Below are 24,663 nucleotides of genomic sequence, written 5' to 3'. Positions count from 1 at the left end.
ACGTCTCCAAACCCTTGAAACCAAAGCTTCTCAGCAAATAACGCTGCGAGACTCGATTTGGTGGGCGGTGCAGGGTTCGAACCTGCGACCCCTGCCGTGTGAAGGCAGTGCTCTACCGCTGAGCTAACCGCCCGGGATTCGTTTTGTTCCTGTCCCGGAAGACCGCGATTATGGCATGAGTTTTCGCCAGGGAGCAATACCCCCTGCAGATTTATCGAGTTCTGCCAGAACGGCCTCGTGCGCTAGGCATTCGGCCTCGGTCGCGCGCAACACCGGCAGATCGAACTGCGTCAGGTCTATAGCCGGGATTTCCTCCTCGACAACAACGACCTCCTCTTCCTCCTCCATGACCAGCGCGTTCTGCCCGCGCGTCATGCGGATGTAGACCTCTGCCAGCAGCCCCGCGTCCAGCAACGCGCCGTGGAAAGTACGGCTGGTGTTGTCGACTTCCAGACGACGGCAGAGCGCATCCAGCGAGTTGGCTTTGCCCGGATAGAGCTCGCGCGCCATGTACAGGCTGTCGGTGATCTGCGCGACATGCTGCCCAAGCGGCGGCCGGCCCAAGCGGCGCAACTCCTCGTTGAGGAAGCCGACGTCGAAGGGCGCGTTGTGGATGATGATTTCCGCCCCGGCCAGGAACTCCATCAGCTCTTCGGCCACCGCGGCGAACACCGGCTTGTCGGACAGGAACTCGTCCGTCAGGCCGTGGATGCGCACCGCCTCCTCGTGGTTCTTGCGCTCCGGGTTCAGATAAAAGTGCTTGCTGCGCCCGCTCAGGCGGCGCGCCACCATCTCGACGCAGCCGATTTCGACGATGCGATCGCCGTTCTCGGGGCTCAGGCCGGTGGTTTCGGTATCGAGGAAGATCTGTCGCATGCCCGCGATGCTAGCCGGCACGCCGGCGGGACGCCGTCCACAACAGCACGCCCGCGGCGATCATGGGCACGCACAGCCACTGGCCCATGCTCATGTTGAGCGCCAGCAGCCCCAGGAAACTGTCGGGCTCGCGGAAGTACTCGGCCACGAAGCGGAAGAAGCCGTAGCCGATCAGGAAAGCGCCCGACACCTGCCCAATCGGACGCGGCTTGCGCGCGTACAGCCACAACAGGACGAACAGCAGCACGCCTTCCAGGCCGAACTGGTAGAGCTGCGAGGGGTGGCGAGGAATGTCCGAGCCCGACTGGGGGAAGACCATGGCCCAGGGCAGGCTGGGGTCGGCCGCCCTGCCCCAGAGCTCGCCGTTGATGAAGTTGCCGATGCGCCCGCAGGCCAGGCCTACAGGGATGCAGGGCGCGATCAGGTCCGTCACCTCCAGAAAGCGCCGCTCGCGCCGCCGCGCGTACAGCGCCATGGCCGCCAGCACGCCCAGAAGGCCGCCATGGAAGGACATGCCCCCGCGCCAGACCATGAAGATCTCCAGCGGGTGCATCACGTAGTAGCCGGGCTTGTAGAACAGCGCATAGCCCAGGCGCCCGCCCAGCACCACGCCCACCACGCCGAAAAAGAGCAGGTCCTCCACGTCGCGCCGCGTCCAGCCGGCCTGCTCGAACCACGGCTGCCGCACCCGGCGCGCCGCCAGCAGCAGGAACAGGCCGAAGGCCGCCATGTAGGTCAGCCCATACCAGTGCACCTGCACCGGGCCCAACGACAGGGCAATGGGGTCGAACTGTGGGTGCACGAGCATCGGCGATGTCCTCCTTCAGAGGGGACGGATTGTCGCCGCCGCGGGCCGCCACTCCACTTGCCGTTGGCAGCCGGAAAGAGCCACTGGCGGCAGACCCATTGGAAAACGGCCGACAAGGCCGGCCGCATACTTCTGCGCGCCGGCAGGGCCCGGCCATTGCCCGCGTGCCGGCGACCACTTCAGCGCAGGAGCAGATTCATGAGCGTCAACCGCCGTTCCAGGAACATCACCGAGGGCGTGGCGCGCGCGCCCAACCGCTCGATGTACTACGCCATGGGCTACACCGAGGGCGACTTCGGCAAGCCCATGATCGGCGTGGCCAACGGCCACTCCACCATCACGCCGTGCAACTCCGGCCTGCAGCGGCTGGCCAATGCGGCAGTCGATGGCCTCAAGGCCGCCGGCGCCAACGCGCAGCTCTTCGGCACGCCCACCATCAGCGACGGCATGGCCATGGGCACCGAGGGCATGAAGTACTCGCTGGTGTCGCGCGAGGTCATCAGCGACTGCGTGGAGACCTGCGTGGGCGGCCAGTGGATGGACGGCGTGCTCGTCATCGGCGGCTGCGACAAGAACATGCCCGGCGGGATGATGGGCATGCTGCGCGCCAACGTGCCAGCCATCTACGTCTACGGCGGCACCATCCTGCCCGGCCACTACAAGGGGCAGGACCTCAACATCGTGAGCGTGTTCGAGGCAGTGGGCCAGTTCACCGCCGGCAAGATGTCCGAAGAGGATTTCTGCGAGATAGAAAGGCGTGCCATTCCCGGCACCGGCTCCTGCGGCGGCATGTACACCGCCAACACCATGAGCTCGGCCTTCGAGGCGCTGGGCATGAGCCTGCCCTACTCCTCCACCGAGGCCAACCCGCACGACGCCAAGCTGGAAAGCACCCGCCGTGCCGCCGCCGTGCTGGTGGAGGCGGTCAAGCGCGACCTCAAGCCGCGCGACATCGTCACCCGCGAAAGCATCGAGAACGCCGTGGCCGTGATCATGGCCACCGGCGGCTCCACCAACGCGGTGCTGCACTTCCTGGCCATCGCGCATGCCGCGGGCGTGCAGTGGGACATCGATGACTTCGAGCGCATCCGCCAGCGCGTGCCCGTGCTCTGCGACCTCAAGCCTTCCGGCAAGTACCTGGCCGTGGACCTGCACCGCGCCGGCGGCATCCCCGTGGTGATGAAGGAGCTGCTCAAGGCCGGGCTGCTGCATGGCGACTGCATCACCATCACCGGCAAGACCGTGGCCGAGAACCTGGCCGACGTGCCGGACCTGACCGCCGACAACCCCGTCATCCGCCCCGTCGCCAGCCCCATCTACGCCCAGGGCCACTTGGCCATACTCAAGGGCAACCTGTCACCGCAAGGTTGCGTGGCCAAGATCACCGGGCTGAAGAACCCCGTCATCACCGGCCCGGCGCGGGTGTTCGACGACGAGCAGTCGGCGCTGGCGTCCATCATGGCCGGCCAGATCAAGGCCGGCGACGTGATGGTGCTGCGCTACCTGGGCCCAAAGGGCGGGCCCGGCATGCCGGAGATGCTCGCGCCCACCGGCGCGCTCATAGGCCAGGGCCTGGGCGAGAGCGTCGGCCTGATCACCGATGGGCGCTTTTCCGGCGGCACCTGGGGCATGGTGGTGGGCCACGTGGCGCCGGAGGCCTTCGAGGGCGGCACCATCGCGCTGGTGCACGAGGGCGACTCCATCACCATAGACGCGCACCGGCTGCTGCTGCAGCTCAACGTGGACGATGCCGAGCTGCAACGCCGCCGCGACGCCTGGCGCCAGCCCGCCCCGCGCTACACCCGCGGCGTGCTGGCCAAGTTCGCGCGCAACGCCAGCAGCGCCTCCACGGGCGCCGTGCTGGACAAGTTCGACTGAAGCTGACGGTGGTCAGGGCCCCGTCAACCGCGACCCGTATCATTGCGTTGCAGGCTTTGTGCCTGTAGCGCACCTCGACATATACAGATCGAATCCCGCAGCCCGAAAGGAAATCATGAAGTCCCTGCTTCCCGTGATCGTTGCCGCCGCGGCGGTTGTTTCCACCCCCGCCTTCGCCAACCTGGAACTGGCCCAGAAGAAGAACTGCCTGGCCTGCCACGCCGTGGACAAGAAGCTGGTCGGTCCTGCCTACCAGGAAGTGGCCAAGAAGTACGCCGGTGACAAGACCGCCGAAGCCAAGCTGACCGAGAAGGTCATGAAGGGCGGCGCGGGCGTTTGGGGTCCGGTGCCCATGCCCGCCAACCCGCAAGTGTCGGCCGACGAGGCCAAGACCCTGGTCAAGTGGGTGCTGTCGCTGAAGTAATTCGGCACCGGCCCAAAGCCAAGAAAGCCCTGCGCCGCAGGGCTTTTTTTCGTCCGGTCCCGCCGCGCATCAGGACCACACATCCATGAAAAACGCCCCGCGGCGCGGGGCGTTTTCAAAGGATCACACACTGCCGGTTGCCTTAGCAACCAGCGGCGGGCGCATCAACCGGCTCAGTAGGCTTGGCCGAGCTGGTCCAGGATGGCCGGGTTTTCCAGCGTGGAGGTGTCCTGCGTGACGGCCTCGCCCTTGGCCACCGAGCGCAGCAGGCGGCGCATGATCTTGCCGGAGCGGGTCTTGGGCAAGTTGTCGCCGAAGCGGATGTCCTTGGGCTTGGCGATGGGGCCGATTTCCTTGCCCACCCAGTCGCGCAACTGCTTGGCGATGGCCTTGGCTTCGTCGCCCGTAGGGCGGGGACGCTTCAGGACCACGAAGGCGCAGATGGCTTCGCCGGTGGTGTCGTCGGGACGGCCCACCACGGCGGCTTCGGCCACCAGCTCGGTGCAGCCCACCAGCGCGGACTCGATCTCCATCGTGCCCATGCGGTGGCCGGAAACGTTGAGCACGTCGTCGATGCGGCCGGTGATGGTGAAGTAGCCCGTCTTGGCGTCGCGGATGGCGCCGTCGCCGGCCAGATACAGCTGGCCCTTGAAGTCCTCGGGGTAGTAGCTCTTCTTGAAGCGCTCGGGGTCGCCCCAGATGGTGCGGATCATGGACGGCCAAGGCTTCTTGACCACCAGGATGCCACCCTGGCCCCAGGGCACTTCCTTGCCCGTCTCATCGACCACCGCGGCCTGGATGCCCGGGAAAGGCAGCGTGCACGAGCCCGGCACCAGCGGGGTGGCGCCCGGCAGCGGCGTGATCATGTGGCCGCCGGTCTCGGTCTGCCAGAAGGTGTCCACGATGGGGCAGCGGCTGCCGCCCACGTGCTGGTGGTACCACTCCCAGGCGGCCGGGTTGATGGGCTCGCCCACCGAGCCCAGGATGCGCAGCGAGCTCAGGTCGTAGCTCTTGGGGTGCACGGCCTCGTTGCTCTCGGCGGCTTTGATCAGCGAGCGGATGGCCGTGGGGGCCGTGTAGAACACGGTGACCTTGTGGTCCTGGATCATCTTCCAGAAGCGGCCGGCGTCCGGGTAGGTGGGCACGCCTTCGAACACGATTTCCGTGCCGCCCAGGGCCAGCGGGCCGTAGGTGATGTAGGTGTGGCCCGTGACCCAGCCGATGTCGGCCGTGCACCAGAAGACGTCGTCGTCCTTGAGGTCGAAGGTCCACTTGGTGGTCAGCATCGCGTGCAGCAGGTAGCCGCCGGTGGAGTGCTGCACGCCCTTGGGCTTGCCGGTGGAGCCCGACGTGTAGAGCAGGAACAGCGGATGCTCGGCCTCGACCCACTCGGGCTCGCAGGTGGCTTCCTGGCCGGCCAGGGCGTCGTCCATCCAGACGTCGCGGCCTTCGGTCATGTTCACTTGGGCGCCGGTGCGCTTGACCACCAGCACCTTGGTGACGGCCTCGCAGCCGCCCAGGGTCAGGGCCTCGTCCACGATGCCCTTCAGGGGCAGCTGCTTGCCGCCGCGCACCTGGTAGTCGGCGGTGATGACGAGCTTGGCGCCCGTGTCCTCGATGCGGTCACGCAGCGACTGCGCCGAGAAGCCGCCGAACACCACGGAGTGCGTGGCGCCGATGCGCGCACAGGCCTGCATGGCCACCACGCCGTCAATGCCCATGGCGATGTAGATGACGACGCGGTCGCCCTTCTTCACGCCTTGCGCCCTGAGCGCATTGGCCAGGCGGCAGGTGCGCTCCAGCAGCTCGCTGTAGGTCACCTTGGTGACTTCGCCGCCGTCGGCTTCGAAGATGATGGCGGTCTTGTCGCCCTTGCCGGCCTCGACGTTGCGATCCAGGCAGTTGTAGGAGGCGTTGAGCTTGCCGTCGGCAAACCACTTGAAGAACGGCGCGTTGGAGCTGTCCAGCACTTGCGTGAACGGCTGCTTCCAGCTCACCAGCTCCTTGGCCAGGCGGCCCCAGTAACCTTCGTAATCGGCTTCGGCTTCAGCCACCAGAGCCTGGTAAGCCTCCATGCCCGCGACGTAAGCAGTTTTCTTCACGTCTTCGGCGGGCTGGTACAGCTTGGTTTCGGCTTCGCTCATGGATGTCTCCTGCGTTCCTGTGCGTTAGAGATGTTTGGGCGCCCTGAAAAAGGTCATTTGGGCAGACCGGATCACTGTGTCCAAAGCGGCTGACTAAGGGCTTACTCATTGCTGCGGCGCAGCAAGGGCTAACCCTAGAATGGCCCGTCTTTTCAACCACTTGTCGACCATGGCTCGCCTTCCGGACCCAACGCAGGTGCGCATGCGCCCCCTGCCCAACATGATCTTTGCCAGCCGCTGGCTGCAGCTGCCGCTGTACCTGGGCCTGATCCTGGCGCAGATCGTGTACGTCTTTCACTTCTGGGTGGAGCTGATGCACCTGGTGCAGGCCGGACTCGGCGACACGCAGGCGCTGGAGAGCCTGGTCAAGAGCATCGGCTACAAGGCCGGGCCGGACTGGGAGCCCAAGCTCAACGAGACCGTGATCATGCTGGTGGTCCTGGGGCTCATCGACGTGGTGATGATCTCCAACCTGCTGATCATGGTGATCGTGGGCGGCTATGAGACCTTCATCTCGCGCATGAACCTTGAAGGCCACCCCGACCAGCCCGAGTGGCTCAGCCACGTCAACGCCTCGGTGCTCAAGGTGAAGCTGGCCACGGCCATCATCGGCATCAGCTCCATCCACCTGCTCAAGACCTTCATCAACGCCGAGAACTACACCGAAAAGGTGCTGATGTGGCAGACCATCATCCACGTCGCCTTCCTCCTGTCGGCCATGGCCATCGCCATGACCGACCGGCTGCTGCCGCACAACAACGGCGGCGCCAAGCACTGAACGATGCTCGCGCCCCGGACAGCAAGCCGCACGCCCCGGCGCGGCGCTTTCCGGGGCCGTCAGCCTCGTCTCAGGCTGCCCGGTAAACTTGGCGGGTTTGCCCCCTAACACCCCCCGGTGCACCCCATGACCACGATCATCCGCCAGAGCGATCTCGTCGACAGCGTCGCCGCCGCGCTGCAGTACATCAGCTACTACCACCCGGCCGACTACATCACGCACCTTGCCCGCGCCTACGAGCGCGAGCAAAGCCCCGCGGCCAAGGACGCCATCGCGCAGATCCTGACCAACTCCAAGATGTCGGCCGAGGGGCGGCGTCCGATCTGTCAGGACACCGGCATCGTCAACGTCTTCCTGAAGATCGGCATGGACGTGAAGCTCGAAGGCTTCAGCGGCTCCATCGAGGACGCCGTCAACGAAGGCGTGCGCCGCGGCTACCTCAACCCGGACAACGTGCTGCGCGCCTCGGTGCTGGACGATCCCATCTTTGCTCGCAAGAACACCAAGGACAACACGCCCGCCGTGGTGCACATGTCCGTGGTGCCGGGCAACACGATCGACGTCACCGTGGCCGCCAAGGGTGGCGGCAGCGAGAACAAGACCAAGTTCGTGATGATGAACCCCAGCGACAACCTGGTGGACTGGGTGCTCAAGACCGTGCCGCTGATGGGCGCGGGCTGGTGCCCGCCGGGCATGCTGGGCATCGGCGTGGGCGGCACGGCCGAGAAGGCCATGCTGCTGGCCAAGGAAGCGCTGATGGAAGACATCGACATGTACGAGCTTCAGCAGCGCGGCCCGCAGAACAAGCTCGAAGAGCTGCGCCTGGAGCTGTACGAGAAGGTCAACGCGCTGGGCATCGGCGCGCAGGGCCTGGGCGGCCTGACCACGGTGCTGGACATCAAGATCAAGACCTACCCGACGCACGCCGCGTCCAAGCCGGTGGCCATGATCCCCAACTGCGCCGCCACGCGCCACGCGCACTTCGTCCTCGACGGTTCCGGCCCCGCCTACCTGGAGCCGCCCAGCCTGGACCTGTGGCCTGACGTCGCCTGGGCGCCGGACTACAACAAGAGCAAGCAGGTCAACCTCGACACGCTGACCAAGGAAGAAGTCGCCAGCTGGAAGCCCGGCGACACGCTGCTGCTCAACGGCAAGATGCTCACCGGCCGCGACGCCGCGCACAAGCGCATCCAGGACATGCTGGCCAAGGGCGAACCGCTGCCTGTGGACTTCACCAACCGCGTCATCTACTACGTCGGCCCGGTCGATCCGGTGCGCGACGAGGTGGTGGGCCCGGCCGGTCCGACGACCGCCACGCGCATGGACAAGTTCACCGAGATGATGCTGGCCCAGACGGGCCTGATCTCCATGGTGGGCAAGGCCGAGCGCGGCCCCGCCGCCATCGAGGCCATCCGCAAGCACCAGAGCGCCTACCTCATGGCCGTGGGCGGCGCCGCCTACCTCGTGTCCAAGGCCATCAAGTCGGCCAAGGTGGTGGGTTTCGCCGACCTGGGCATGGAAGCCATCTACGAGTTCGACGTCAAGGACATGCCCGTGACCGTGGCCGTGGACGCCACCGGCACCAGCGTGCACCAGACCGGCCCGGCCGAGTGGCAGGCCAAGATCGGCAAGATCCCCGTGGCCGTGGCCTGACGCGGCACGCCCAGGGCTCCCCTGCCCTGCAATGAAAACGGCGCCCGCGGGCGCCGTTTTTTCTTGCCGCGGCCGTCGGCCGCCGCGCGTCCCCGTCAGAAGCGGTAGCTCACCGACAGGCTGAGCTGCGGAATGCCCTTGAGCTTGTTGGCGTCGTCGCGGATGTCGGCCAGCTCACGGTCTATGTCGGCCTGCGACACCGCCTGCGACAGCAGCGCACCGCGCACCGTGCCGCTCACCCTGGGCTTGCCGAACGCCAGCCCGGCGTCGAAAGCCATCTTCCAGCCCTTGACCGCCTGGCCCTTGTGGCCGTAGCCCAGGCCCAGGTAGGGCATGGCGCGCGGGAACTTCACGTCCACGTCGAAGCCCTCGCCGGGGCCGGCCACGTAGGTCGTGTTGCCGATGGTGATGGTGCTGCCGTTGCCGCTGCCGCGCAGGTCGGCGCGGGCGCGGTTGAGCGTCAGGCCGCCGACGGCGCGCCAGTTGCCGGAGAAGAACCAGTCGGCGAACAGGCCCAGGCGATCCACCTTGAGCTTGGTGTCGTAGTCGAGGTTGTTGTCGCTGCGCGTGCGGTGCAGCCGCCCAAGGGTGCTGAAGTCGGCGCGCAGCGTGAAGCTGTCGGACAGCGGCTGCGCGTAGCCCAGCTGTATGCCGGGCAGGCCGGCACCCATGTAGACGTCGCCGGCAAAAGCGGAACAGGCCGCCAGGAGCGCGGCGGCGGTCAGGGTCTGCTTCATGGAATGCGCAAGGTGGAAGGTGGCGGGCTCGCCATGCGTGTGGCGTGCGGTGGCCGCAGCCTAAGGGCGGCGCAGCGCCGGCACGCGCCGCTTATTTCTCGAATCGACCCTCCACTTGCGCCCGCCCGTGCCGCGGTGGCGGCGCGCGTGCCAAAGCTCACGCCGCGCGGCGCGCTCCTCAGGACGCCATGCCCGGCGGCTGTGTTTGGGCCATGGCGGCCGGCACCGCCGCCAGCACGGGTGCCTGCAGCGCGGCCGGCTGCGGCACGGCGGGTTGCGACGGCGCGGGCGGCGGCACGGGCTGCGCAGGCTGCTGCAGCAGTTGCGCCGCGGCCTCGGCCCCGGGCGCGGCCTGCACCTGCACCACGCGCTGCGGGAAGGGAATGTCGATGTGCAGCGTCTGCAGCGTGCGCAGCAGCGCGCGGTTGACGTCGCTGCGCGCGCCGCCAAAGCCGTTCTCGGGGTCGCCTATCCAGTAGGAGACGGTGAGCTCCAGCCCGTCGGCGGCAAAGCTCGTGAGCTGCACCGCCGGGCCCGGCTCGGCCAGCACGCGCGGCACGGCGCGCACCACCTCCACCAGGCGCGGGATCAGCACGTCGATGTCCGTACCGTAGGGCACCTGCACCAGGCTGCTCAGCACCACGCGCGGGTCGGACAGCGAGAGGTTCTCCACCCGCTGCGTGATCAGCATCTCGTTGGGGACGATGGACTCGCGCCCATTGAGCGCGCGCACGACCGTGAAGCGCGTGTTGATGTCGGTGATGCGGCCCTCGAAGTTGTCCACCTTCACCACGTCGCCTATGCGCAGCGAGCGCTCGGCCAGGATCACGAAGCCCGAGACGTAGTTGGCGGCCAGCTTCTGCAGGCCAAAGCCGATGCCCACGCCCAGCGCGCCGCCGAACACCGACAGCGCCGCCAGCGGAATGCCCGCGGCCGACAGCGACAGCAGCAGGCCCACGAGCAGCAGCAGCGCCCGCGTGGCGTTGGCCGCGATCTTGCGCAGCGACAGGTTGCCGCCGAAGCCCGGCTCCGTGGCGCCGGAGAGCAGCCGCGTCTCTATCGCCGAGGACAGCCACAGCACCAGCACCATCACCACCACCGTGGAGAGGCCGCCCTCCACCAGGCTGCGCAGCGTCACGCTGCTGCCGCCCACCTTCCAGCGGATGTCCTCCATCTCGCCCAGCAGCAGCGGCAGCGCGCCGGTGAGCCACAGCACCAGGCCAATCCACACCACCCATGACAGCGTGCGCTCCGCCACGCCCACCAGCTCCGAGCGCGGAAACGCCACCTGCAGCACCCGCACGCCCACGCGGATGATCAAGAGCGACGCCAGGATGGGCACGGCCAGTTGCAGCAGCGCCGGCCGCACCAGCACGCCGCTGGAGTGCAGCGCCCAGCGCGCCGTGAGCACGGCTGCCAGCGCCAGCGCGGGCAGCAGCACGCCGTCCACCAGGTGGTCGCCAAACCACACGCCCGGCGCGCGGGGCTGTCGCCCGCGCAGCAGCCAAGTGAGCGCCCAAGCCCCGCCCAGGCAGCCGGCCAGCGTGCCCAGCTCCACGAGCACGCCGCGGTGCGTCAGCGCCTCCAGCAGCGCCTGCAGATCGGTTGGATTCATGCCTTCCCCTCTTGTGTCTTGCGGCACCGCCACGGGCAACGCGGCCGGTTCATTGTTCAGTGCTCAGGATGTGCGGCCCGCGCCGCGCGGGCTTCAGTGCTCCAGCCCGGCCAGCGCGCGCAGGTGCGCGGCCACGCTGCGCGCGAGCGCCCCCAGGTCGTAGCCGCCTTCCAGGCAGGAGACCATGCGGCCCTGGGCGTGGCGGTCGGCCACGTCCTTGATGCGCCGGGTGATCCAGGCGTAGTCGGCCTCCACCAGGCCGAGCTGCCCCAGGTCGTCGTCGCGGTGGGCGTCGAAGCCGGCGGAGAAGAAGACCATCTCCGGCCGGAAGGCCTCCAGCCGCTCCATCCACATCGCGTCTATGAGCTGGCGCACCTCGGGGCCGCGCGTGTAGGGCGGCACGGGCACGTTGACCATGTTGGTGCCCAGGGGCACGGCGCCGCTGCCGGGGTACAGCGGGTGCTGGAAGAAGCTGAGCATCAGCACGCGCTCGTCGCCGGCCACGATGTCCTCGGTGCCGTTGCCGTGGTGCACGTCGAAGTCGACGATGGCCACGCGCTGCAGGCCGCGCACGTCCAGCGCGTGGCGCGCGGCCACGGCCACGTTGTTGAAGAAGCAAAAGCCCATGGCCTGGTCGCGCGTGGCGTGGTGGCCGGGCGGGCGCACGGCGCAAAAGGCGCTGCCGGCGCTGCCCTCGATGACGGCGTCGGTGGCCGCCACGGCGGCGCCCGCGGCGCGCAGCGCGGCGTCCCAGGTGGCGGGGCCGGCGTAGGTGTCGGGGTCCAGGGCGTGGCGCTCGCCCTCGTCGCGCAGGCGCTGCAGCAGGTCCTGCATCTCCAGCACGTAGTGGGCGCTGTGCGCCAGTTCCAGGTCCTCGATGCGCGCGAGGGGGGCCTCGCGCCAGTCCAGGGCGATGTCCAGGCCCGTGGCACGCAGGTGGTCCGCGATGGCGTCCAGCCGTTGCGGACACTCCGGATGCCCCGCGCCCATGTCGTGCGCGCGGCACGCGGGATGGCTGTAGTAGGCGGTCGTCATGGCAGGGTGGATTGTGATTTAAGGTGCCCGCATGGATTCGCGACTCACGGAACAGTTGCAAACGCTGGTGGAGCAGATAGGCAGCGTGGTGGTGGGCAAGCGCGCGCAGGTCGAGGACTGTGTGGCCTGCCTGCTCGCGGGCGGGCACCTGCTCATAGAGGATCTCCCGGGCGTGGGCAAGACCACGCTGGCGCACGCGCTGGCGGTCTCTTTGGGTTTGCGCTTCACGCGCGTGCAGTTCACGGCCGATCTGCTGCCCAGCGACCTGCTGGGCGTGGGGGTGTACGAACGCAGCCGCGAGCAATTCGTCTTCCATCCCGGCCCGGTGTTTACCCAGGTGCTGCTGGCCGACGAGATCAACCGCGCCGGCCCGCGCACGCAAAGCGCGCTGCTGGAGGCGATGGAGGAGCAGCAGGTAAGCATCGAGGGGCTCACGCGCGAGCTGCCCTCGCCCTTCTTCGTGATCGCCACGCAGAACCCCGGCGACCAGTTGGGCACTTTCGCGCTGCCGGAAAGCCAGCTCGACCGCTTCCTGATGTGCCTGACGCTGGGCTACCCCGACCGCGCCAGCGAGCGCGCACTGCTGGCAGGCGAGGACCGCCGCGCCTCCATCGCCCGGCTGGCGCCGGTGATGGCGCCCGCGGCGCTGCTGGCCGCGCAGCAGGCCGTGCTGCGCGTGCACGCGTCGGACGCGCTGCTGGACTATTTGCAGGCCCTCATCGCCGCCACGCGCGACGGCCGCTGGTTCGCTCAAGGGCTGAGCCCGCGCGCGGGCATCGCCTGGCTGCGCGCCGCCCGCGCCCGTGCCCTGCTGCACGGCCGCGACTACGTGGCCCCCGACGATTTGCAAGGCGTGGCCGAGCAGGTGCTGACGCACCGGCTGCAGGTGGCGGCCGACAGCGGCCGTGGCCGCGCCGCGCAGGTGCGCGCCCTGGTGGAGGCGGTGCCCCTGCCCTGAAGGCCGCCGCCCTATGCCGCGCATGCCGCCCAACTTGGCCCTGAGCCTGCTGCCGCGCGCCCTCGTGCGCCGCTGGCTGCGGCGGCGCCACCCGCGCAGCGCGCGCTGGGTCGTGGAGCAGCGCTGCCTCTACATCCTGCCTACGGGCGCGGGCTGGCTGTTCGCCGCCACGGTGGCGCTCATGTTGCTGGCGGCCATCAACCTGCAGCTCTCGCTGGGTTACCTGATGTGCTTCACCTTGGCCGGCACCGGCTTCGCCGCGCTGCTGATGACGCACCGCACGCTGCGCGGGCTGCAATTCCAACTGCGCGAGCCGGCACCCGGCTTTGCCGGGCAGCCGCTGGCGCTGAAGGTGGAGTGCGTGAACCCCGGCGCGGCGCGCCACGGCATCGCGCTGGTGTGGGAGACAGGCACGCGCTCGCGCCCGGCCTGGGTGGACGTGCCGGCTCAGGGCCAAGCCGTGGTCGAGCTGCACTGGACGCCCCCGACGCGCGGCCGCCACGAATTGCCGACGCTGCGCGTGCAGACGCGCTACCCCTTGGGCCTCTTCTGCGCCTGGACGCTGTGGCGCCCGGCCGCCCAAGCGCTGGCCTGGCCCGCGCCGGAAACCCACGCGCCGCCGCTGCCGCGCCCGCAAGCCCAGCCACAAGCCACCACCACGCGCGCGCTGCGCGAGGACGGCGATTTCTCCGGCGTGCGCGCCTACCGACGCGGCGACGCGCCGCACGAGCTGCTGTGGAAGAAGAGCGCCCACCACGGCGAGCTGGTCACGCGCGAGCGCCAGGCCGGCAGCCCCGCGCCGCTGGCGCTGCGCTGGCAGGACGCGGGAAACAACGCGGGCAGTGGTGCGGGCGACACCGAGGCACGCCTGTCGCGCCTGGCCGCCTGGGTGCAGGCCGCCTCGCGGGCCGACGTGCCCTGCGCGCTGGAGCTGCCCGGCGTGCGCATCGCCGCCGCCACCGGTGCGCAGCACCGGCAGCGGCTGCTGCAGGCGCTGGCGCTGTGGAGTGCGCCGCAGGGCACGGCGGCCTCGGACTGACAAGCGGGCCGTGGCGTTTCCTTCCCTCTTCGCGAACCTGCGCGCCGCGCTGCACGGCCACCGCGCGGGCGTGACGCTGCCGCGCTCCACGCGCGACCTGCTCTTCCTGCTGGCCGTCATCGCCTGGACGCTGCTGCCCCATGCCCCGCACCTGCCCGCCTGGTGCGGCGCGCTGGTGGCCGCCACGCTGCTGTGGCGGGCACGGCTGGCCATGAAACGCCAGCCGCTGCCGCCGCGCTGGCTGCGCTGGTCGCTGCTGGCGCTGGCCCTGGCCGGCACGGCCTGGAGCCACGGCACGCTGCTTGGGCGCGACGCGGGCGTGACGCTGCTGGCGGTGCTCATGGCGCTCAAGACGCTGGAGCTGCACGCGCGGCGCGACGCGCTGGTGGTGTTCTTCCTGGGGTTGTTCCTGGTGCTCACGCACTTCCTCTACGGCCAGACGCCGCAACTGGCGCTGGCCATGGCGCTGTCGGCCTGGGGGCTGATGACGGTGCTGGTGCTGGCGCACCGCCCGCTGGGCTACCCCAGCCTGCGCGAGGCCGCGGGCGTGGTGGCCGGCGCGGCGCTGCGCGGGGCGCCGCTGGCGCTGCTGCTGTTCCTCTTCTTCCCCCGCCTGGGCCCGCTGTTCGGCCCGCCGGCGGACCTGCCCTCGGCGCACACGGGCCTCTCCGGCCAGCTCAGCCTGGGGGGCATGCACGCGCTGGCCAACGACGACCGCGTGGCCTTTCGCGTGCGCTTCAACGGCCCCGTGCCGCCGCTGCAGGCGCTGTACTGGCGCGGACCGGTGCTCTCCGAGTTCGACGGCAACACCTGGACGCCGCGCCTGCAGCCCGGCCCGCCGCCGCCCATGCAGCTCGACGGCGCCGGCCTGCCCTACGAGATGCAGTTGCAGCCCTCGGCACTGCCGCTGCTGCCGCTGCTGGAGCTCTCGCCGCTGCTGGACAGCCCGCTGCCGGCCGCTCGGCTCAACGCCCAAGGCCAATGGACGCTGCTGCGCCCGCCGGTGCAGCCGCTGGCGCTGCGGGCGCGGGCCTGGCCCGGCTTCGAGCTTGGGCCCACCGAGGCCGCGCCCGCATTGCGCGCCGACACCGCGCTACCCCCCGGCCACAACCCGCGCACGCTGCAGTGGGCGGCCGATCTGCGCCGCCGCCTGCCCCAGGCCGGCGCGCCGGCGCTGGTGGCCACCGTGCTGTCCCACATCCGCAACGGCGGCTACAGCTACACCATGGCGCCACAGGACACTGCCGCGTTGGGCCAGGACGCTGTGGACGCCTTCTGGCTGGACCGCCGCGAGGGCTTTTGCGAGCACTTCGCCGCCGCTTTCGTGGTGGTGATGCGCGCGCTGGACCTGCCCGCGCGCGTGGTCACCGGCTACCAGGGCGCCGACCCACTGCCGCAGGACGGCTGGTGGACGGTGCGCAACCGCCATGCGCACGCCTGGGCCGAGGTCTGGATGGCCGGACGCGGCTGGCAGCGCGTGGACCCCACCGCCGCCGTGGCCCCGGAGCGCGTGCAGCGCGGCGAGCTGCTGGCTGAAGGCGACGGCCTGCTCGCCCAAGCCCTGCAGCACTGGAGCCCTGCGCTGCTGCAGCAGTGGCGCCAGGCCTGGGGCGGGTTCAATCGCACCTGGAACCGCGCCCTGCTGCAGTATTCCGGCACCCGGCAGATGGCGCTGCTGCGCCGCCTGGGCCTGCACGCGCCGGACACCGGGACGCTGCTGCGGCTGTTGGGCGGCGTGCTGGCCCTGGCCGGCCTGGCCGGCGCCTGGGCCGCCACGCGCTCCTTGCGCCGCCCGCGCGACCCCTGGCGGCAGTTGCAACCGCGGCTGGCACGCGGCCTGGGGCGGCTGGGCGTCACGTGCGCACCCCACGACACGCCGCGCGCGCTGGCCACGCGCGTACAGCAGCACTTGGGCGCCGCCGGCGCGCCGGTGCAGGAGGCGCTGCTGGCGCTGGAGGCGCTGCGCTACGGCCGCGGGCCGGGTGCGGGCGCACGCGAGCTGCGGCGCTGGCGGCGCGGTTTCGAGCGCGCGGTGGCCAGCACGCCGGCCGCGCGCGGGACTTCCCGCACGGACACGCCCACCACGTTGGCCGCGGGCACGCCGCCAGCCGGGGACGCGGCGGCGCGCTCGCGATAATCCCGAGATGCCCTGCCGACTGCCCCTGCGCGCCGCCCTCGCCGCGGCCGCCCTGTCCTTCGCCCTCCTTCCCGTCCACGCCACCGCACCGCACCACGCTTCAAAGGCCAAGGCGACGGCCAAGAAGACGTCCACCGCCGCGCGCACCGCGCGCAGCGACAGCGACCCGGACGTCGTCACCTACGGCCGCCGCGAGGACGTGATGCGCTTCGGCGCCGACATGGCCGAGCGCTTCGAACTGGACCCCGAGTGGGTACAGCGCCAGTTACAGCAGGCGCGCTACCTGCCCAGCGTGGCGAAATTGATCATGCCGCCGCCCGTGTCCACGGCGAAGAACTGGGCCGCCTACCGCGCCCGCTTCGTGGAGCCGCAGCGCGTTGCCGCCGGGCGCCGCTTCTGGGAGGAGAACGAGCGCTGGCTCGCCCTGGCCGAGGAGCGCTGGGGCGTGCCCGCGGCGCTGGTGGTGGGCATCATCGGCGTGGAGACCTACTACGGCCGCAACATGGGGTCCTTCCGCGTGCTGGACGCGCTGGCCACGCTCTCCTTCGACTTCCCCAGCGGCCGCAGCGACCGCAGCGGCTTCTTCCGCGACGAGCTGGCCCAACTGCTGGTGTGGGCCAAGCGCGAAGGCATGGAGGCCACCGGCGTGCGCGGCTCCTACGCCGGCGCCGTGGGCCTGCCGCAGTTCATGCCCAGCAACATCAACAAGCTGGCCGTGGACTTCGACGGCAACGGCCACGTGGACCTCATGGGCAGTGCCGCCGACGCCATAGGCAGCGTCGCCAACTACCTGGCCTCGCACGGCTGGCAGCCGGGGCTGCCCACGCACTTCTCGGTCGCGCCGCCCACGGACCCCGCGCAGCGTGCCGTGCTGCTGGCGCCGGACATCCTGCCCAGCTTCACCCCGGCGCAGTTCGCCGAGCACGGCGCCGCGCTGGAGCGTACGGCGCAAGAGCTGGACGGCCCGCTGGCGCTGGTGCAGCTCTTCAACGGCGACGGCGAGCCCAGCTACGTGGCCGGAACCAGGAATTTCTACGCCGTCACCCGCTACAACTGGTCCAGCTACTACGCGCTGGCGGTGATAGAGCTGGGCGCGGCGGTGGCCGCGGCGCGCTGACGCCGCCGGCCAAGCTCGCGACGGCCAGCGCCAGACGGCCGGGCTCGGCCACCGTGCCGCTCAGGCACAGCTTGTCCAGAAGCGCTTGCAAGCCGTACTTCGTACAGCCCTGCCTGACGGCTGGGAGGTGCAGGAGCCTGGGTCGTGTCGTCTGCACCGTGCAAACCGGTGGCCGCCCCGCATTTCAAGCCTCGCACTGCAGCGCTGCTGCCTCCAGTGGGCGCAAAAACAGGCGCGAAAGCGCGCCGCCTGCAGTCGGCATGCACGCGACGCCTCAAGTCAAGCTTTACCCGCTTACGCAATTCGGCAACCACCCGGCGCAAGCCCAAAGCTTTAACATTTGTTGACAAAACTTGAGAGAGCTTACCGCTATGTCCACGACGGCCTGTCACTACGCCTTCACTGCCGCCTCGCCGGCATTGGCCGCGGTGCAGGCTGGGGGTGGCAAGGCTCCGCCATGCGACAGCGGCGGCAAGAGCGAATTCCTGGCGCACGCCAGCCATGAGCTGCGCACGTCCGTGCACGGCATCCTGGGTTTCACGCAACTGCTGTCGCAGGACGGCTCCTTGGGTGCCGAGCAGCAGCGGCAGGTTGAGCTGATCGATGCCTGCGCCCAAACGCTGCTGAAGCTGGCGCAGGAGATGCGTGCGGCTTCCACGCCGCCGGAAAAGCCTTCCTGCCTGCTGCCCGCTCAAGCACCGGTGCGCAGCGGCCTCGCGTTGCCCCCGGCGCAGTCCGCCGCGGACGACGCCGCCACGCCCGCGCGCCGGCTGCTCTATGTGGAGGACAACCCGCTCAACGTGCTGCTGATGGAGGCGCTGCTGGCGCAGCGTCCGCACTGGGTGCTGCGCGTGGCCACCACGCAGGCCGAGGCCCTGGCCACCGCGCCGGAGTTTCGCCCGCACCTGTTGCTGCTGGACATGAATTTGCCCGACGGCAGCGGCACCGAGCTGCTGACACTGCTGCGGGCGAAACACGCGGCGCTGCGCGGCGTGCCGGCCATCGCCGTGTCGGCCGATGCCTTCACCGAGGACACCCGCGCCGCCCTGGCCGCGGGCTTCGACAGCTACTGGACCAAGCCGCTGGACATGGTACAGGTGCTGGCCGAGCTGGACCAGCGGCTGCACCACGTGCCGGCAGCGCCCTGACGGGCAGCGCCGCAACAACAGCAACGCCCGCGTGAGGCGGGCGTTGTTCATTGGGCACTGAGCCGGCAAGCCGCCCGGCGCGGGGCCGGGCACTGTGGCGCGACGGAAAACTCAGGCCGCCATGGGCACCAGGAAGTCCTGGCTGATCCCCACGCCCAGGTCGCCCACGCTGCGCAGGAACTCGACCAGGTAGTCGTGCAGGCCGCCTTCCATGATCTCTTCGATGGTTCCCCAGCGCAGTTGCGCCTGCAACTTGCCGGCCAGGCGCATCGTCTCGTCGCTGTGGTCGTTGGCCACCAGCTGGAGCTGCTCCATGATCCCGTTGAGGCAGGCCACAAGCGAGCGAGGCATGTCCGGGCGCAGGATGAGCAGCTCGGCCACCTTCTCCGGCCGGATCACGTTGCGATAGACCTTGCGGTAGATCTCGAAGGCCGAGACCGAGCGCAGCACCGCAGACCAGTAGTAGAAGTCCACCTCCTGCGTCTCGTGGCCCTGCTGGCTTTGGCTCTGTCCATGCCCGTTGCCGTTGCCGTTTTGCGACTGCGTGAAGGAGCCGCCCAGGGCGTGGAGCTTGGCGTCCAGCAGCCGCGCGGTGTTGTCCGCGCGCTCCAGGAAGGTGCCCAGGCGCAGGAAGTACATCGCCTCGTCTTCCAGCATGGTGCCCGTGCGCACGCCGCGGCTCAGGTGCGAGCGGTGCTTGACCCAGTCGAAGAACGAGGCCGGGTCGCGGTCGAAGTTGCCGCTTTGCATCTGCTTGAGAAAGCCCAGCCAGGTCTGGTTCTGGGTTTCCCAGACCTCGGTGGTGAGCGCGCCGCGCACGGCGCGGGCATTCTCGCGCGCCGCGCGCAGGCAGTTCAGGATGCTGGAGAGGTTGTGCTCGTCACGCACCATGAAGTGCATGACGTTGGCGGAGTTGACCTCGCCGTACTTCTTCTTGAAGTTGTCTTCCAGCTCGGAGATGCCCAGCAGTCCGCGCCAGCCGGCTTCGGCGCGATCGGCCGACTGCGGCAGCAGCGAAGTTTGCAGGTTGACGTCCAGCATGCGCGCTGTGTTTTCCGCGCGCTCCATGTAGCGGGCCATCCAGAACAGATGGTCCGCGGTCCTCGACAGCATGACGTTGCGTCCTTTCCTTCTTATTCCTCAAGCACCCAGGTGTCCTTGGTGCCGCCACCCTGCGAAGAATTCACCACCAGCGAGCCTTCCTTGAGCGCCACGCGGGTGAGGCCGCCGGGCACCATCTGCACGCCGTTGGCGCCGCTGAGCACGAAAGGACGCAGGTCGATGTGCCGCGGCGCGATCCCCGACTCCACATAGGTCGGGCAAGTGGACAGGCTCAGCGTGGGCTGGGCGATGTAGTGGTGCGGGTTGGCGACGATCTTGGCGCGGAAGTCCTCGATTTCCGCCTTGGTCGAGGCCGGGCCCACCAGCATGCCGTAGCCGCCGGCGCCGTGGACTTCCTTGACCACCAGCTCCTGCAGGTTGGACAGCACGTACTTGAGCGACTCTTCCTCGCGGCACAGGTAGGTGGGCACGTTCTCCAGAATGGGCTTTTCGCCCAGGTAGAACTCCACCATGCGCGGCACGTAGGGGTAGATGGATTTGTCGTCGGCGATGCCCGTGCCCACGGCATTGCACAGCGTCACGCGCCCGGCGCGGTAGGCCTGCATGAGGCCCACGCAGCCCAAGGCGCTGTCGGCGCGGAAGGCCTGCGGGTCCAGGAAGTCGTCGTCGATGCGGCGGTAGATCACGTCCACGCGGCGCGCGCCGCGCGTGGTGCGCATGTGCACCGTGTCGTCGCGCACGAACAGGTCCGAGCCCTGCACCAGCTCCACGCCCATCTGCTGCGCCAGGAAGGCGTGCTCAAAGTAGGCCGAGTTGTACATGCCGGGCGTGAGCACCACCACGGTGGGATCTTCCACGCCGGCCGGCGCCACGGAGCGCAGCGTCTCCAGCAGCAGGTCCGGGTAGTGGGCCACGGGCGCGATGCGCTCCTGCGCGAAGAGCTCGGGGAAGAGCCGCATCATCATCTTGCGGTTCTCCAGCATGTAGCTCACGCCGCTGGGCACGCGCAGGTTGTCTTCCAGCACGTAGTTGGTGCCCGTGCCGTCGGGGTTGGCCGCGCGCACCAGGTCGATGCCGGCGATGTGCGAGTAGATGTCGTGCGGCAGCTTCACGCCGGCCATCTCAGGCCGGTACTGCGCGTTGTGGAGCACCTGCTCGGCCGGGACGATGCCGGCCTTGAGGATCTCCTGCTTGCCGTACACGTCGGCAATGAAGCGGTTGAGCGCCGTGACGCGCTGGCGCAGGCCTTGCGCCATGCGCTTCCACTCCGCGCCAGGGATCACGCGGGGGATCAGGTCGAAGGGGATGAGCCGCTCGGTGCCGGCTCCGTCATCCTGCGCGCCGTAGACGGCGAAGGTGATGCCCACGCGGCGGAAGATCATTTCCGCTTCCTGGCGCCGTGCATCCATGAGCTCGCGGGGCTGGCGTTGCAGCCACTGTGCGAAGCGTCGGTAATGCTCGCGGACCGCATCCGGGTGAGGACGCATCTCGTCGAAGCTGGGTCTCATCGTTCTGGCTCCTTCCTGCAGCGCTTTCGCAACTTGTGTGCCACGGCCTCACCCGCAGCGCGGGCACACGCTGGAGCGGCATGCGACATGCCGCTTCAAACCACTTCAGTGTCGGCCGCGGCCTCTTCGCCGGCCTTGCCCCAGCGCACGGTATGCACGCGCACGCCCAGCGTATGCGAGCCGCCGCCGCGTATGACGCCGCGCAGCGGCGTGACGTCGCCGAAGTCGCGCCCAACGGCCACGCGCAGGTGCTCGATGTCCGGGACGACGCGGTTGGTCGGGTCCAGCTCCAGCCACGCGCCGTTGGCGTCCTCGTCGGCATAGGCGCGCGGGCACCACACCGCGGCCCACGCATGCGAGGCGTCGGCGCCCACCAGCGCCGGGCGCCCCGGCGGCGGGCGCGTGAGCAGGTAGCCGCTGACGTAGCGCGCGGCCAGCCCCATGGCGCGCAGCGCGCCCACCAGCACGTGCGCAAAGTCCTGGCACACGCCGCGGCGGCGCTGCAGCACCTCGGCCAGCGGCGTGTCGATCTGGGTGCTGGCGCTGCGGTACTCGAACTCGTCGTGCACGCGCTCCATCAGCTCGATGGCGGCCTCGGCCAGCGGCCGGCCCGGCGTGAAGCTGGACGCGGCGTACTCGCGCAACGCCGGCAGGCGCGGGACGAAGGGCGACCAGGCGGTGAACTCCGCCGCCGGCTCCCAGGTCCAGCCCGCGCGAAAGCGCAGCCGCCGCGCCACCGCTTCCCAAGACTGGGAGGCCGAGGGCTGCAGCGACGCACCACGCGGGTGCAGCCGCACCCGGCTGCGCGCGCGCACCTGCAGCGCATCGTGCGCTCGCGCCAGGCTGAACAGCAGCCGCGGGTTGCCGTGGCGGTCCATGTCCTCGCGCGCGTGGTCCGGCGGCGGCTCTATGCGCAGGTCGAACTCCTCCAACTGCTGCCAGGGCTCCTCGCGCGGGCGCAGCCAGGCCACGTGCTGCGCCAGCTCCACCGCGCTGCCGTAGTGGTACTCGGTGACGTGCTCCACGGCCAGGCCCAAATGCGGCGGCTCGGCCGCGGGCGTTTCCTCGGCCTTCGCAGCGGCGTCGACCGTGGGCGCGGACGCCACGGCGGGCACGGCCGCACCGGCAGGGTCCGCGGCGGGAGTTCCGGGCGCGGGTGCGGCGGCAACCGCCTCCACGGCCGCAGGCGCGCCGGGCTCGGCGTCGGACGGCGCTGGCGCTGCCGGCTCGGATTCGGGTCGGGTGCTCATGGCTTTTGCAGCGGGTCGCTGACGTGGGCGAAGAAGCGCTTGCCGATGTCGTCGGAGAGCTGCGCCCCGGCGTCGGCCAGCTGCGCGGCCAGTGCGTCCAGGCGGCGGCGCAGCGCCTCGTCGTCCAAGCCGCGCAGCGTCTGCAGTGTCAGGCCCGGGCCCTGTGCGGGCAACCCGGAGAGCAGCTCGTCGGCCACGTCGGCGGCGATGGGCAGCTTGCGCAGCTCGGTGCGCAGCCGGCGCAGGATGCAGGCCCAGGCGCGCGGGTTGTTGTCGTCCAGCACCAGCAGGTCCACCAGCGCCAGCAGGTCCTGGTGGCGCTGGTAGCGGGCGCGGAAGGTGATGGTGGAGTCGTAGAGCTCCAGCAGCAGCGCGTTGCCCTCGGCGTCGGCCAGCGCCCCTTCGCGCAGCAGCACGCCGAACTGCGTGGCGTGGCTTACCAGGCGCTCCACGTGGCGGCCCACGGTCAGCAGCCGCCAGCCGTGGTCGCGCGTCATGCGGTCGGACTGCGCGCCGGTGACCGCCGCCAGTTGCACCGCCAGCTCGTCCAGCGCGCGCAGCACCTCGTTGGTGGTGGGCGCGGCCTTGTCCGCGGGCCGCAGCGTGGCGCGCAAGTCCTGGCCCATGCTGCGCATCAGGCCCCACTGCTCCGGCGACAGCCGCTCGCGCAGGCTGCCCGCCGAGCGTGACAGCGCCGTGAGCAGCCAGCCCAGGCCGCTTTCCTCGCCCAAGGCCTTGAGCAGCGAGCGCCGCAGCACCGCGCGCGAAGGCGCGACGCCGCCGCTGCCCAACAGCCCCGCGCGCTGCAGCAGCACGCGCAGCGCGCGCTGCACGGGCGCCGGCAGCTCCGTGCCCGTGCTGCGCTGCAGCGCCGCGCGCGCCAGGCGCACGGCCTGTTCGGTGCGCTCGGTGTAGCGGCCCAACCAGTACAGGCTCTCGGCGGTGCGGCTGGCCACGGGACCGCGACGGGCCAGGATGTCGTCCACGCTCAACCGCCCGGTGAGCATGCTGAAGGTGTCCACCGTGCCGTCGGTGCGCACCCACAGGTCCATGGCGCTGCCGCGCGCGGGCAGCAAGGGCTCGTCGGCATCGCCATGCACGCGCCCAAACCCGCCGGGCAGCACCTGCCAGTTGCCCGTGCCGTCGGCCACGGCGTAGACGCGCAGCCCAACCGGCACGCCCTCCAGCCGCCCTTCCCGCCAGCGCAGCGCTTGTGACCGGCCGGGGCGCTCCTGCAGCGTCCAGGCCTCCGGATCCTCCTCGATGCGCCCACCCTCAGGGCGCAGCGCACCAACATCAGGCCCCAGACTGGGGCGCATGCACAGTTTTGGCAAATGTGGCCGCACGCTTTCCCAGGCAGCGGCCTCGCCACACCACCACGACGCCAGCGAAGGCAGCAGCAGCGGCTGGCCCAGCAGCGACTGCGCGATGCCGGGCAGGAAACCGGACAGGGCCGGCGACTCCAGGAAGCCGCAGCCCGGCGCATTGGCCAGCGCCAGCCGTCCGGCACGCAGCACCTGCAGCAGCCCCGGCACGCCGTAGCAGCCCTGGCGCTCGTCGAGCTCCAGCGGGTCGCACTGGTTGTCGTCGATCATGCGCAGCAGCCCGTGCACGGGCGCCAGCCCTTCGAGCATCTTGGCGTACAGCCGCTCGCCGCGCACCGTGAGGTCGCCGCCCTCCACCAGCGGCAGGCCCAGGTAGCGCGCCAGATAGGCGTGCTCGAAATAGCCCGGCGCGTCCGGCCCGGCGGTGAGCACCGCCAGGCGCGGATGCGCGTCCGCGGCCGCCATGGCCGCCTGCCCGCGCAGCGACTGCAGCAGCCTCCGGTAGGTCGAGGCCATGTGCTGCACCCGCAACTGCTCGAAGGCCTCGGGGAAGAGCCGCGACACGATCAGCCGGTGCTGCAGCACGTGGCCCAGGCCCGCGGCCGTCTGCGTGCGTTGCGAGGTCACCCACCAGCGCCCGTCGGGGCCGCGTGCCAGCTCGAAGGAGACGACGTGCAGGTACAGCCCGCCCGGCGGCGAGAAGCCGTTCAGTGGCCGCAGGTAGCCCGGGTGGCGAAACAGCAGCGACGGCGGCAGCAGCCCGCGCTTGAGCAGGTACTGCCGCCCGCCGTAGAGGTCGGCCAGCATGAGCTGCAGGAGCTGCGCGCGCTGCGCCACGCCGCGCTCTATGGCGGCCCAATCGGCGGGCTCCATGACCAGCGGCAGCAGCTCCGGCGCCCAGGGCAGCGATTGCTCCGTGCCGTGCACGTTGTGCGTGATGGCGTCGGCGCGCAGTTGCTGCGCGAGCTGCTGCGCGCGGCGCTGCAGCTCGGCGCCGAAGGCCTGCGGCCGCGCCGGCAGCGAGGCCAGCAGCTTCTGCCACGAGGGGCTCAGGTTGCGGTCCGGCGCGCGCCACTCGTCCAGCGTGCCGGACGGGGGCAGACGCGTGAGCCAGTCCGCAGCGCTGGCCACCGTGCGCGGACGGGTGCGCGGGGTGGCGACTCTCATCGCC

Annotated in this window: 19 protein-coding genes and 1 tRNA gene; 9 read left to right on the top strand and 11 right to left on the bottom strand. The window is 70.1% G+C overall.

Features of this window, described 5'->3' with window-relative positions; genetic code table 11:
• Window positions 1–58: 58 nt before the first annotated feature.
• The 3 genes from SM757_RS03415 to lgt form a co-directional block, all read right to left on the bottom strand.
• Window positions 59–133: transfer RNA gene (locus SM757_RS03415), tRNA-Val, on the bottom strand.
• Between the two features lie 35 nt (window positions 134–168).
• On the bottom strand, window positions 169–876 hold the full coding sequence (dnaQ, locus tag SM757_RS03410) for a DNA polymerase III subunit epsilon (protein ID WP_322464362.1): 708 nt from the start codon (window positions 874–876) through the stop codon (window positions 169–171).
• A gap of 10 nt (window positions 877–886) precedes the next feature.
• On the bottom strand, window positions 887–1,684 hold the full coding sequence (gene lgt / locus SM757_RS03405; protein ID WP_322464361.1) for a prolipoprotein diacylglyceryl transferase: 798 nt from the start codon (window positions 1,682–1,684) through the stop codon (window positions 887–889).
• Between the two features lie 198 nt (window positions 1,685–1,882).
• Here lgt and ilvD point away from each other — a divergent pair, with 198 nt between their 5' ends.
• Both ilvD and SM757_RS03395 read left to right on the top strand, forming a co-directional pair.
• Complete coding sequence (gene ilvD / locus SM757_RS03400; protein WP_322464360.1) at window positions 1,883–3,562, top strand: dihydroxy-acid dehydratase; 1,680 nt, start codon at window positions 1,883–1,885, stop codon at window positions 3,560–3,562.
• Between the two features lie 115 nt (window positions 3,563–3,677).
• Window positions 3,678–3,986: a c-type cytochrome gene (locus SM757_RS03395; protein ID WP_157118731.1), complete on the top strand. Its 309-nt coding sequence runs from the start codon at window positions 3,678–3,680 to the stop codon at window positions 3,984–3,986.
• A gap of 173 nt (window positions 3,987–4,159) precedes the next feature.
• On the opposite strand, the gene acs is transcribed toward SM757_RS03395, so the two are convergent.
• A complete protein-coding gene (gene acs, locus SM757_RS03390) occupies window positions 4,160–6,130 on the bottom strand; it encodes an acetate--CoA ligase (RefSeq protein ID WP_066331919.1) in 1,971 nt (656 codons plus the stop codon).
• A gap of 202 nt (window positions 6,131–6,332) precedes the next feature.
• Here acs and SM757_RS03385 point away from each other — a divergent pair, with 202 nt between their 5' ends.
• Together SM757_RS03385 and SM757_RS03380 are read left to right on the top strand one after the other, a co-directional pair.
• Window positions 6,333–6,908, top strand: coding sequence for a TIGR00645 family protein (locus SM757_RS03385; RefSeq protein ID WP_157118730.1), 576 nt, complete (start codon window positions 6,333–6,335; stop codon window positions 6,906–6,908).
• 126 nt (window positions 6,909–7,034) lie between these two features.
• Window positions 7,035–8,561, top strand: coding sequence for a fumarate hydratase (locus tag SM757_RS03380; protein WP_066331915.1), 1,527 nt, complete (start codon window positions 7,035–7,037; stop codon window positions 8,559–8,561).
• Window positions 8,562–8,656: 95 nt separating this feature from the next.
• On the opposite strand, the gene SM757_RS03375 is transcribed toward SM757_RS03380, so the two are convergent.
• The 3 genes from SM757_RS03375 to SM757_RS03365 all read right to left on the bottom strand — a co-directional run bounded on the left by SM757_RS03375 (window position 8,657) and on the right by SM757_RS03365 (window position 11,948).
• On the bottom strand, window positions 8,657–9,298 hold the full coding sequence (locus tag SM757_RS03375) for a hypothetical protein (protein ID WP_322464359.1): 642 nt from the start codon (window positions 9,296–9,298) through the stop codon (window positions 8,657–8,659).
• Window positions 9,299–9,476: 178 nt separating this feature from the next.
• Entirely contained in the window at window positions 9,477–10,913 is a 1,437-nt protein-coding gene (locus tag SM757_RS03370) for a mechanosensitive ion channel family protein (RefSeq protein WP_322464358.1), read from the bottom strand.
• Window positions 10,914–11,006: 93 nt separating this feature from the next.
• A complete protein-coding gene (locus SM757_RS03365) occupies window positions 11,007–11,948 on the bottom strand; it encodes a histone deacetylase family protein (protein WP_322464357.1) in 942 nt (313 codons plus the stop codon).
• A gap of 31 nt (window positions 11,949–11,979) precedes the next feature.
• Here SM757_RS03365 and SM757_RS03360 point away from each other — a divergent pair, with 31 nt between their 5' ends.
• The 5 genes from SM757_RS03360 to SM757_RS03340 all read left to right on the top strand — a co-directional run bounded on the left by SM757_RS03360 (window position 11,980) and on the right by SM757_RS03340 (window position 18,347).
• A complete protein-coding gene (locus SM757_RS03360; protein ID WP_322464356.1) occupies window positions 11,980–12,906 on the top strand; it encodes an AAA family ATPase in 927 nt (308 codons plus the stop codon).
• Window positions 12,907–12,928: 22 nt separating this feature from the next.
• Window positions 12,929–13,945 (top strand): DUF58 domain-containing protein, encoded by a 1,017-nt coding sequence (locus SM757_RS03355; protein ID WP_322464355.1) that lies wholly within the window; start codon window positions 12,929–12,931, stop codon window positions 13,943–13,945.
• 10 nt (window positions 13,946–13,955) lie between these two features.
• Window positions 13,956–16,082 carry a transglutaminase TgpA family protein gene (locus tag SM757_RS03350; protein WP_322464354.1) on the top strand — a complete coding sequence of 709 codons (2,127 nt, stop codon included), beginning with the start codon at window positions 13,956–13,958 and terminating at the stop codon, window positions 16,080–16,082.
• Window positions 16,083–16,089: 7 nt separating this feature from the next.
• Window positions 16,090–17,199 carry a lytic murein transglycosylase B gene (gene mltB, locus SM757_RS03345; RefSeq protein ID WP_322464353.1) on the top strand — a complete coding sequence of 370 codons (1,110 nt, stop codon included), beginning with the start codon at window positions 16,090–16,092 and terminating at the stop codon, window positions 17,197–17,199.
• Between the two features lie 371 nt (window positions 17,200–17,570).
• The gene (locus tag SM757_RS03340; protein WP_322464352.1) at window positions 17,571–18,347 is read left to right on the top strand and encodes a response regulator; all 777 of its coding nucleotides are present in this window, start codon (window positions 17,571–17,573) and stop codon (window positions 18,345–18,347) included.
• A gap of 111 nt (window positions 18,348–18,458) precedes the next feature.
• Here the strand turns inward: SM757_RS03340 and SM757_RS03335 are convergent, their stop codons facing one another.
• The 4 genes from SM757_RS03335 to SM757_RS03320 all read right to left on the bottom strand — a co-directional run bounded on the left by SM757_RS03335 (window position 18,459) and on the right by SM757_RS03320 (window position 24,659).
• Window positions 18,459–19,460 (bottom strand): alpha-E domain-containing protein, encoded by a 1,002-nt coding sequence (locus SM757_RS03335; protein ID WP_066331896.1) that lies wholly within the window; start codon window positions 19,458–19,460, stop codon window positions 18,459–18,461.
• Between the two features lie 20 nt (window positions 19,461–19,480).
• Window positions 19,481–20,917: a circularly permuted type 2 ATP-grasp protein gene (locus tag SM757_RS03330; RefSeq protein ID WP_322464351.1), complete on the bottom strand. Its 1,437-nt coding sequence runs from the start codon at window positions 20,915–20,917 to the stop codon at window positions 19,481–19,483.
• A gap of 95 nt (window positions 20,918–21,012) precedes the next feature.
• Complete coding sequence (locus SM757_RS03325) at window positions 21,013–22,167, bottom strand: transglutaminase family protein (RefSeq protein ID WP_322464350.1); 1,155 nt, start codon at window positions 22,165–22,167, stop codon at window positions 21,013–21,015.
• Window positions 22,164–24,659, bottom strand: coding sequence for a circularly permuted type 2 ATP-grasp protein (locus SM757_RS03320; protein ID WP_322464349.1), 2,496 nt, complete (start codon window positions 24,657–24,659; stop codon window positions 22,164–22,166). Before SM757_RS03320 ends, SM757_RS03325 begins: the two co-directional genes overlap by 4 nt.
• Window positions 24,660–24,663: the final 4 nt, after the last annotated feature.

This window comes from Azohydromonas lata, from assembly GCF_034427735.1.
In the GTDB taxonomy this organism is placed as follows: Bacteria; Pseudomonadota; Gammaproteobacteria; order Burkholderiales; family Burkholderiaceae_C; genus Azohydromonas; species Azohydromonas lata.
The sequence above is the reverse complement of the archived record's forward strand: the minus strand, read 5'-3'. Positions and strand labels throughout refer to the sequence as shown.

What these genes read in the sequence shown, in the direction of transcription:
- dnaQ (WP_322464362.1), bottom strand. Translation starts at nt 876, where the DNA reads ATGCGACAGATCTTCCTCGATACCGAAACCACCGGCCTGAGCCCCGAG.
- lgt (WP_322464361.1), bottom strand. Translation starts at nt 1,684, where the DNA reads ATGCTCGTGCACCCACAGTTCGACCCCATTGCCCTGTCGTTGGGCCCG.
- ilvD (WP_322464360.1), top strand. Translation starts at nt 1,883, where the DNA reads ATGAGCGTCAACCGCCGTTCCAGGAACATCACCGAGGGCGTGGCGCGC.
- SM757_RS03395 (WP_157118731.1), top strand. Translation starts at nt 3,678, where the DNA reads ATGAAGTCCCTGCTTCCCGTGATCGTTGCCGCCGCGGCGGTTGTTTCC.
- acs (WP_066331919.1), bottom strand. Translation starts at nt 6,130, where the DNA reads ATGAGCGAAGCCGAAACCAAGCTGTACCAGCCCGCCGAAGACGTGAAG.
- SM757_RS03385 (WP_157118730.1), top strand. Translation starts at nt 6,333, where the DNA reads ATGCGCCCCCTGCCCAACATGATCTTTGCCAGCCGCTGGCTGCAGCTG.
- SM757_RS03380 (WP_066331915.1), top strand. Translation starts at nt 7,035, where the DNA reads ATGACCACGATCATCCGCCAGAGCGATCTCGTCGACAGCGTCGCCGCC.
- SM757_RS03375 (WP_322464359.1), bottom strand. Translation starts at nt 9,298, where the DNA reads ATGAAGCAGACCCTGACCGCCGCCGCGCTCCTGGCGGCCTGTTCCGCT.
- SM757_RS03370 (WP_322464358.1), bottom strand. Translation starts at nt 10,913, where the DNA reads ATGAATCCAACCGATCTGCAGGCGCTGCTGGAGGCGCTGACGCACCGC.
- SM757_RS03365 (WP_322464357.1), bottom strand. Translation starts at nt 11,948, where the DNA reads ATGACGACCGCCTACTACAGCCATCCCGCGTGCCGCGCGCACGACATG.
- SM757_RS03360 (WP_322464356.1), top strand. Translation starts at nt 11,980, where the DNA reads ATGGATTCGCGACTCACGGAACAGTTGCAAACGCTGGTGGAGCAGATA.
- SM757_RS03355 (WP_322464355.1), top strand. Translation starts at nt 12,929, where the DNA reads ATGCCGCCCAACTTGGCCCTGAGCCTGCTGCCGCGCGCCCTCGTGCGC.
- mltB (WP_322464353.1), top strand. Translation starts at nt 16,090, where the DNA reads ATGCCCTGCCGACTGCCCCTGCGCGCCGCCCTCGCCGCGGCCGCCCTG.
- SM757_RS03340 (WP_322464352.1), top strand. Translation starts at nt 17,571, where the DNA reads ATGTCCACGACGGCCTGTCACTACGCCTTCACTGCCGCCTCGCCGGCA.
- SM757_RS03335 (WP_066331896.1), bottom strand. Translation starts at nt 19,460, where the DNA reads ATGCTGTCGAGGACCGCGGACCATCTGTTCTGGATGGCCCGCTACATG.
- SM757_RS03330 (WP_322464351.1), bottom strand. Translation starts at nt 20,917, where the DNA reads ATGAGACCCAGCTTCGACGAGATGCGTCCTCACCCGGATGCGGTCCGC.
- SM757_RS03325 (WP_322464350.1), bottom strand. Translation starts at nt 22,167, where the DNA reads ATGAGCACCCGACCCGAATCCGAGCCGGCAGCGCCAGCGCCGTCCGAC.
- SM757_RS03320 (WP_322464349.1), bottom strand. Translation starts at nt 24,659, where the DNA reads ATGAGAGTCGCCACCCCGCGCACCCGTCCGCGCACGGTGGCCAGCGCT.